At 68.4% G+C, this 7927-nt stretch carries 9 protein-coding genes; all 9 read left to right on the top strand.

The features are described 5' to 3' along the window. Positions 1-773 precede the first annotated feature (773 nt). The 9 genes from ACFV2S_RS25060 (at position 774) to ACFV2S_RS25100 (ending at position 7813) form a co-directional block, all read left to right on the top strand. Positions 774-1310 carry a hypothetical protein gene (locus ACFV2S_RS25060; protein WP_385563183.1) on the top strand — a complete coding sequence of 179 codons (537 nt, stop codon included), beginning with the start codon at positions 774-776 and terminating at the stop codon, positions 1308-1310. After that, positions 1307-2845, top strand: coding sequence for a terminase large subunit domain-containing protein (locus tag ACFV2S_RS25065; RefSeq protein ID WP_385563186.1), 1539 nt, complete (start codon positions 1307-1309; stop codon positions 2843-2845). The genes ACFV2S_RS25060 and ACFV2S_RS25065 overlap by 4 nt, the downstream gene beginning before the upstream one ends. Before the next feature lie 34 nt (positions 2846-2879). Continuing rightward, positions 2880-3632 (top strand): hypothetical protein, encoded by a 753-nt coding sequence (locus ACFV2S_RS25070; RefSeq protein ID WP_385563189.1) that lies wholly within the window; start codon positions 2880-2882, stop codon positions 3630-3632. A gap of 87 nt (positions 3633-3719) precedes the next feature. Then, a complete protein-coding gene (locus ACFV2S_RS25075) occupies positions 3720-4094 on the top strand; it encodes a hypothetical protein (protein ID WP_385563192.1) in 375 nt (124 codons plus the stop codon). 74 nt (positions 4095-4168) lie between these two features. Beyond that, entirely contained in the window at positions 4169-4720 is a 552-nt protein-coding gene (locus ACFV2S_RS25080; RefSeq protein WP_385563195.1) for a hypothetical protein, read from the top strand. A 54-nt stretch (positions 4721-4774) separates the two neighbouring features. Further along, entirely contained in the window at positions 4775-6418 is a 1644-nt protein-coding gene (locus ACFV2S_RS25085; protein WP_385563198.1) for a hypothetical protein, read from the top strand. Continuing rightward, positions 6402-6602 (top strand): hypothetical protein, encoded by a 201-nt coding sequence (locus tag ACFV2S_RS25090; protein ID WP_385563201.1) that lies wholly within the window; start codon positions 6402-6404, stop codon positions 6600-6602. Before ACFV2S_RS25085 ends, ACFV2S_RS25090 begins: the two co-directional genes overlap by 17 nt. 191 nt (positions 6603-6793) lie before the next feature. Continuing rightward, entirely contained in the window at positions 6794-7513 is a 720-nt protein-coding gene (locus ACFV2S_RS25095; protein WP_385563204.1) for an HNH endonuclease, read from the top strand. A 102-nt stretch (positions 7514-7615) separates the two neighbouring features. Continuing rightward, positions 7616-7813, top strand: coding sequence for a hypothetical protein (locus ACFV2S_RS25100; RefSeq protein WP_385563206.1), 198 nt, complete (start codon positions 7616-7618; stop codon positions 7811-7813). Positions 7814-7927 lie beyond the last annotated feature (114 nt).

The following is a 7927-nucleotide window of genomic DNA, read 5'->3' on the forward strand; positions in this document are numbered from 1 at the left end:
TCGAGACGGGGTGCTGCCCCGCCTCGAACCTCAGGCAGGACAGCGAGTTGGAATGGGCGAAGTTGCGAAGCCCACTCCAGGTGCGCGCGGCACGGTGGTTGCGGCAAGGCGGGCCACGCCGCACGGGGCGTTAGCCCGGTGAACCGGCACGCGTCCGGCCGGGATCGGCTGGACTCCGAGAAGAGAGGCGAGGTACAGCAGAGCCAGTGCAGCGACCGCACGCCAGGCCGCTTCAAGGGAGGCCAACTGCTCCGAGGAGCAGTCCCCGTCGTCGTACCGCGCGAACTCGTACCCGCCTGAGACCAAACCGGACCTGATAGACGGCGTAGCTTCACGATCGCAGTGATCGTGCGGCGGTACTTCGGGCTCGGCGGACAGCCAAGCTGGCTCACCCATAGACCAGCGGAGACGCCCAGGAGTCTCGACGGTCTCCTGGAAAGCCCGATGGACTTTCCGGAGATCCCAATGGTCAGCGAACCGCGTGGCCACCATGGCCATTTGAAGAGCCTGGAAGACGGCGGACTTCCCGGAGGAGTTCGTTCCGACCAGGATTCCCTGCGGCTCAATCGGCTTGGAGCTGAGGATCCGCACATTGATGAACTCGGGCACCACCCCCGTGGGGGTGTACCTGTACGGCGCCTGGAGGCCGCCCGCTGAGTCAATGCGCACGAGGGAAGGCTAGCGGTAGCCACGAGGCGTCGTGGCCGGTTCGGCAGGATGAGGGATCATGAGTTTGGGCGCGGGGGCGCACCCGAGCCGTGAAGGACCCCGACGTGGGACGCCCCGACAAGGCCGCGCGTGCGGCCATCGCGCGCCGCCGCTCGGACGCCATCGACCTCCGCCTCGCCGGCGTGGACTGGCTGACGATCGCCCGCAAACTCGCCGCCGACCCCGCCGTCAACAGCGACGGCATCGCCTACCCACAGGGGTACGGCATCGACCGGTACCGGAAGAAGCAGGACCCGCCCAGCGACGAAGCCCTGATCCACGCCGCCTGCCGCGACGTCCGACAGGCCCTCGCCGACCGGCGCGCCGAGCTGAAAGACGACGTTGACGAGCTCCGCGCCCTGGAGGCCGACCGTCTCGACCGGCTGTTCTTCGTCGCCTACAAGAAGGCTGTCCGCGACCAGGACCTCGCCGCCGTCGACCGCACGCTACGGATCATGGAACGCCGCGCCCGGCTCCTCGGCCTCGACATGCCCGCCCGCACCGAACTGTCTGGCCCCGACGGCGGCCCGGTCCAGGTCGAGAGCACCACAGTGGACGAGCTGGAGAAGCTGATCGCGCTCACCGACCCGGACACCAAATGAGGGCCCGGGACACCGCGAGCGTTGTAGCACGCTACAGGACGCTGCCGTCGGCGCAGCGTCGCTCCATAGCCCGCTCCGCCTCCCCGGAGCTGCGGGCCGAGCTCGTGCGCGCCGAGCGGCAGCTCGCAATGGATCGCTCCCCAGGGGCGCTCGCCGCCGTGCTCACCGGCGGCCGTGAGATGCAGGCCCCTCATCTCGGCCTGATCGACCAGGCGTTCATTGACATGGCCGAGGGCCGATGCGACCGCGTCATGCTCACCATGCCCCCGCGGCACGGCAAGAGCCGACGCGCCTCGCGCTGGGCCCCCCTGTGGTATCTGCGCCGCAACCCCGGCCACCGCCTGATGATCGCCAGCTACTCCGCCGACCTCGCCGACGACCACGGCCGGTGGATCCGAGACGCCATCCTCACCTGGGGCGACGACCTCGGCCTCCAGCTCAAGCCCGGCAGCCAGGCCGCCAACCGCTTTGACATCGTCGGCGGCGAAGGCGGACTGCTCGGGGCCGGCCTCGTCGGCGGCCTGACCGGACGCGGCGCGCACATCGCCATCGTCGACGACCCGGTCAAGGACATGGCGGACGCCGACTCCCCGACCATGCGCAGACGGGCCTGGGACTGGTGGACCTCCGTCATCCAGACCCGACTCGAACCCACCGGCGCCATATGTCTGATTCAGACCCGCTGGCACGAAGACGACCTCGCCGGACGGATCCTCGCCGCCGAACGCGACGCCTGGCGCGTCATTGACCTCCCCGCCCTCGCCGACAGCCCGGACGATCCCCTCGGCCGCGCGTCCGGAGAGGCCCTGTGGCCCGAACGCTTCGACGCCGCTCACCACGCCAAGACCCGCAAGCGCGTCGGCGAACGCGTATGGGGCGCCTTGTACATGCAGAAGCCGCGCCCGCCCGCGGGAGGCGTATGGCAGCGCGACTGGATCGACAGCGCCCGCATCAACGCCGTCCAGTTCTCCGGCCTTGATATGGCACGCATCATCGTCGCCGTCGACCCCGCCGGCGGTGAGAGCACAGTTGGCGACGAGACCGGCATCGTCGGCGTCGCCCGCGACTTCGACCGCCAGCTCTACGTCCTCGCCGACCGATCCGGCTCGATGGGCGCCAACGACTGGGGCCTCGCCGCCTGCCGCCTGGCCCTGGAGCTCAAAGCCGACGCCATCGTGGTGGAGAAGAACTACGGCGGCGACATGGCGCGCCAGGTCGTCGTCCAGGCATGGGAGCAGCTGCGCCGCGACGGCGTCACCAAGGGCTTGCTTATGCCGATGATCCTGGAGGTCACCGCGAAGGTCGGCAAGCGCCTCCGCGCGGCGCCCGTGGCCCAGCTGTACGAGCAGCAACTCGTCCACCACGTCGGCGAGTACACCGAGCTGGAAGACCAGATGGTCACCTGGGTCGAAGGGATGGACAGCCCGGACCGTATGGACGCCGCCGTGCACGGCCTCACAGAACTGGCCGACCCGGACCAGCTCGACACCCTCCCGCCCGGCTCCGACGACGACCGCTTCGACGGGCGAAGGTGATACCCCGGACGCCGGCAGACCCTACCCTCCCTCCATGACAGACATAGATCGGCGTCGTCGGCGCCGACGCCTGCTGCTCGTCCTGGCCCTCCTTGCCACGGTCAGCGGCCTGGTGGTGCTCACTGCCCGGAACGAGCTCGGGACGGACCGGGCCAGCGCCATCGCGGCGTTGCTCAGCGTCGTAGCCGCCGCAGCCGCGTGGGAGGCGACCGGCCGCGCGAGCGACACGGCCGAGGAAGCCAGGCGCACGGCCGAGATTGTGGCCCGGATCGAGCGGGACAGGTGGCACGCGGAACTCACCCCGCAGTTCAAGTTCACCCTCACCAAGGAGGGCGACCGAGCGGCCAAGCTCCTCGTGCACCTCGCTGGCCCGGATGCCCTCAGGCACTTGGACTCCGTGACCGTGAGGATCGGGGACGACGACTACGACCACACCCCGACTCAGCAGCGGCTCGGGTACACCAATCCGATCGGGCCCACTCCGGAGCAGATCACCGCCCACGTCTGGGGGCCGTTCCGCCTCCGACCCCGGATCAACGAGGCCGACGAGCACGGTCGCGAGCTGACCTTCCCCGACCTCCACGTAGGCCGCGGCCGGCCGCTCGCGCTGGACCGGACGATGCCCGGCGCGTGGATGGAGGGCACGACCTACGACTCCTGGCAGCAGCAGTACGAGGGGCACCCGCTACGGCTCCTCTTCACCTGCTGCCGGGGCGATGAGACGTGGCAGATCACCCGAACCGTCGACAACCCGGACTGGCGCCCAGCAGAACCCTCTTCCACCTAGCCGGGACCGCGTCCAGACCCTCGTGCCCCAATACGGCCCCATGAGGAAACAGCCCGTCCGTGAAGGGGTCTTGGTAGCCTCGCGATCATGAGATCTCGGGGGAGCTGGTCCGCTACGGCGTGCGGCGTCCTGCTGGCTGCTGTCTGCCTCGGCGGTTGCGCCACGGGAGACAACCCGCCGACCGCCGATCAGCAGCGGGACGCGCATCTCGACCGCGTACGGGACGCCTACCGACTTGGGCGCAGCGCAGGACTGGAGCTGCAGGAGCAGAAGATTGCCGACGGCACGCCGTCGGCCGCCTCCAGTCCGAGCGAGGAGGAATGCGCGGCGCGGTGGATCCAGCTCGGCGAACGCGAGCAGACACCAGGCGACCGGGCGGGGTTCGTCGCCGCCTGCGCCTCCTTCCCGCAGCCGGGACTCCCTGGGTACGACGAGGCCGTAGCTGAAGCCACGGCTGACTGAAACGAAGCCGGTATAAGTCGGTCAATGTCATAGGCCCTCAGTACAGTCCCTCACCACACAGGAGGAGGACTGCGTTGGCTGGCGGCAACTTCTATGACCGGGCTGATGAGCCTGCACTGCTGTACGTGGTGCGACATGAGCAGCTGGATGCCCTCAAAGTCGGGGTCGTTACTCAGGGGTCTCGTGCTCTAAGGCTGGGCGCTCACACACGGCGGGGCTGGACTACTGAGCTGACGCTTGACTTCACATCTGGGCATCAGGCACTACAGGCTGAGCGGGCCGTTGTTCGATTTCTGCGTGACTGTGGGGCAACGGACCTCTTGCCTCAGGGAGAGATGCCGCAAGGCGGATACACGGAGACCGTCGCCCGGGCTGCCCTAGTGGATCTCGACCGAGATCTCCTAGTTGATCTCGCGCGCGCGGCGGGTCGCATCGTGCGTAAGGCGGCCTGCCCGATCAACCGGTTCTTCCGTGACGTCGGTGAGGTCGCTGCGTCTCTCAAAGCCATGATTGACGCTGGCAAAAAGGAGGACGCCCGAGAGCCGCTCCTTGAGCTCTTGGGTGCCCTCATGGAGTTCGAAGCCCGCTTGGATGAAGCGTGGGGCGAGGGGTGGGGCAAGGTGTAGCAGCTTCCGCGTACGCTGATCACCGGCGCGGGGCCGACTGCCTGGAGGGGCATTGTGGGCCTGCGCGATCTCATCACCGACGCCTGGAGCTGGCTGGACTACAAGCCGGTCATGGCGGACCCGCGGCGGCCCGGCCGGAACGCCTGGGCGGACCTGACCTCGTCCTGGATTCCTGACGAGGATCTGCGTCGTCTCGCGGCATACCGGCTGCTTGCTGCCTACGACTCGAACCAGGCCGGCCAGCTTGCCGCGCTGAGCGGCGACGACGACAGCGGCGCGGAGCGTCGGGAGCTGGGTGACCCGTCGAAGATCGTGGACACCACCCTCGGCTACCTCCTTGGCTCCGAGCAGACCATCAGCGTCGCCGGCGCCGAGCACGCCGACGACGAGCCGTCCCCGCAGGCCGACGCCGCGCGCACCGTGCAGGAGCTGCTGCGGTCGTGGGCCGAGAAGGAGTTGCTGCCGCTGCGGGTCCAGCAGGCCGAGCGCAAGGCGATCCTCCTGGGCGACGGGGTCTTCACCCTGGCCTGGGAGCCGGGGAAGGGCCGCGTCCTGCTGCGCACCTGGGACCCGGGCCTGTACTTCCCGGAGTGGCCGGAAGACGGCGAACAGGACGGCGCTGAGTTCCCGATGCGTGTCCACCTGGCGTGGGAACTGCCCGAGGATAAGCGCCGGGGCTTGAAGACCCGGCTACGGCGCATCACCTACGAACTCGCCCCGATCGGCCCTGCCAGCCGTCGGGCCACAGACAAGAGTGGCGGCGCAGTCCGCGAGTTCCTGTACGACGAGGCCGGGACGCCGGTTCTGGTCGGGGGCGATGAGCGTAACGAGGACAGCGGTGTCATTACCCGCACATACCCGTGGGCACCGACCAGGCCGAGCCCGTGGACGTGCTGGCTCACGGACGCCGAATGGGACCTGGGCGACCTCCATCACGCGGACCTGCTCTACGACCTGCCGCTGCACAAGGCTACCTACCGTGTCCGCTCGGACGGCGAAGTCCTTGACCGCCTCGACCTGCGCTGCGACTTCATACCTCTGGTCCACATCACGAACTCCATTCCCACCAGCGGCGAGCACTGGGGAAAGCCGACCATCGCCACCGTGCTCCAGGGCCTCGACGAGCTGGCGGCCACTGACACCGACAGCTCCGGCGCCTCCGCGACGACTGGCTCCCCGATCATCGGCCTGTCAGGGGCCCGCCTTCCCATCGACCGCGCGACCGGACAGCCGCTGCCGGTGAAGGTCCGGGCCGGGACGGTGTGGCAGCTCAATGAGGGCGGCCGTATGGATGTCCTCGACACCTCCGCACAGCTTGCGGAACTCCGGGCCCGGGTCGACCACCTCATCGACCGCGTTGCTGCGAACTCCCGCCTCACCGCCGCCGGCCTCGGCGCCCTCGCCCGCACCGCCCTACCCTCCGGCTACGCCCTCCAGCTCGCCTTGGGCCCGCTGGACTCGCTGATCGCGGCCATGCGCCTGGCCCGCACCCACAAGTACGCCGTCCTGCTGCGGATGGTGCAGAGGCTCCACCAGGCCGGGCAGGCAGAGGGTTGGGCCTGCGGGGGAGTCGCTGCCCGCGCGCCTCACGTGGGAGCCCCACACCCCCACCGACCGTGCCGCGGTCCTGGACGAGGTGGTCAAGGGAGTCGGCGCCGGCGTCGTGTCCGTGGAGACCGGCGTGAAGATGCTCGTTGACGCCGGATACCCGATCGACGACCCGCAGGCCGAGATTGCGCGTATCCAGGCCCGAGCGTTTGAGTCTGCCGCCCGTCTTGCTGACGCCACCGGGGACAACGCAGCCGTCCGTGCCTATCTCGGATTGCAGAGCCCGAGCGACGACATTCCAAGGGTGTCGATGCCCGAGGGGCGGCGTACGTGATTGCGCTCCTCCGAAGAGCGTTGAGTCGGGTGAGGGTCTGCCTGTGCCGCACATGTGCCTCACCTATGCCGCGTTCCTGCCGCGTGGTTGCATCTAGCTGCCGTAATGTTGCCGCCACCTTGCCGTGTGGGCTATGTTCTCGATCGTGGTGACGCTTGCAGCGTCTGGACCGTGGAGGGAGGGAAATAAAGATGGCTGTTGAGGGTGTGCCCGACTGGCGAGATGCAGGGCCGGGCCTCCTAAAGCGCATCGGCGCCTACCTCGCGTCAGAGGTCGGCGAAGGGAACACCGTCTCAGTTGGGGCCCTCCATGAGGCGTTTCCTGACCCCAATGCCACCAGGCGACTTCGAGACCTTCGAACCTACGGTTGGGAACTCGACCGGGTGGGGGATGGTCAGTCGATCTCCTACCGGCTGGTCAAGATCGGGGAGCCGGTGTGGGAACCCGCCCACTCACCTCTCCGCCGGAGGGCGGCACTGAGTTCGCGCCGTCGGATGCAGGTACTTGAGCGTGACGACTTCCTCTGCCAGGCCTGTGGAGTCGGCGCCGGGGAGAGCCACCTGGATCCGCCTCATGATCGTGCCCGCCTGACTGTTCACTACAGGATCCCGATCTCTGAGGGTGGTATCGACGCAGTCGACAACCTCGTCACCGTGTGTGACCGGTGCCGGCCGGTTGGGCAGGAAAAGGCGCGAGCCTCCGCCGGGGAAATAGCCACCCAGGCCAGAACTCTGCCAATGAAGCAGCAGGCCGCTCTCCTCGGCTGGATGACCTTGGGTGAGCGCCCACGTACGACCATGGACCGGATCTGGGCTGCCTACCGACACATGAACGACAGTGATCGGCAGGCTCTTAGAACTGCAATCGCGGCCAGCTTTGCGGTCGAAGAAGAGGATTTGGACTTCGACTAGCGCCGTGATTCAGAGCACCGCCGACCCCAGCACCTTCCACAGCAACGGGGTCGACGGTGGCCACACACGCTCACGACATGGAGAGGAGGTGACACTCCCATAATGACGTATCCGCTGGATGACCGGCGCCCCCTGGGCACTGAGTGGCTGGTGGCGATCATCTGCGCACTCCTGCTGGTGCTCGGCCTCCTCGTTGCGCGCGGCGCCATGAGCTCCGCGCAGCTCGAGGAGCTGCTGGCGCAGCTCATCGGTGCGGCACTCGCAGCTCTGGCCTTGCGCGTGGTCGATGCCAAGGCGTAGTTCAGTAACCGACGGCGGGGTGCGGTTTGTGACCCCCGGGGGGGTGTGCGGGGGCTGCGGAAACTCGTTTTTATGTTGAATGGGGGGGGGGGGCGGGTGAGCCCGGGTCGGGTG

Source organism: Streptomyces sp. NPDC059695 (genome assembly GCF_042733785.1).
GTDB lineage: Bacteria > Actinomycetota > Actinomycetes > Streptomycetales > Streptomycetaceae > Streptomyces.

Excerpts from the sequence above, each read along its gene's own strand:
- ACFV2S_RS25095 (WP_385563204.1), top strand. The coding sequence starts at position 6,794 with ATGGCTGTTGAGGGTGTGCCCGACTGGCGAGATGCAGGGCCGGGCCTC.
- ACFV2S_RS25100 (WP_385563206.1), top strand. The coding sequence starts at position 7,616 with ATGACGTATCCGCTGGATGACCGGCGCCCCCTGGGCACTGAGTGGCTG.
- ACFV2S_RS25065 (WP_385563186.1), top strand. The coding sequence starts at position 1,307 with ATGAGGGCCCGGGACACCGCGAGCGTTGTAGCACGCTACAGGACGCTG.
- ACFV2S_RS25070 (WP_385563189.1), top strand. The coding sequence starts at position 2,880 with ATGACAGACATAGATCGGCGTCGTCGGCGCCGACGCCTGCTGCTCGTC.
- ACFV2S_RS25075 (WP_385563192.1), top strand. The coding sequence starts at position 3,720 with ATGAGATCTCGGGGGAGCTGGTCCGCTACGGCGTGCGGCGTCCTGCTG.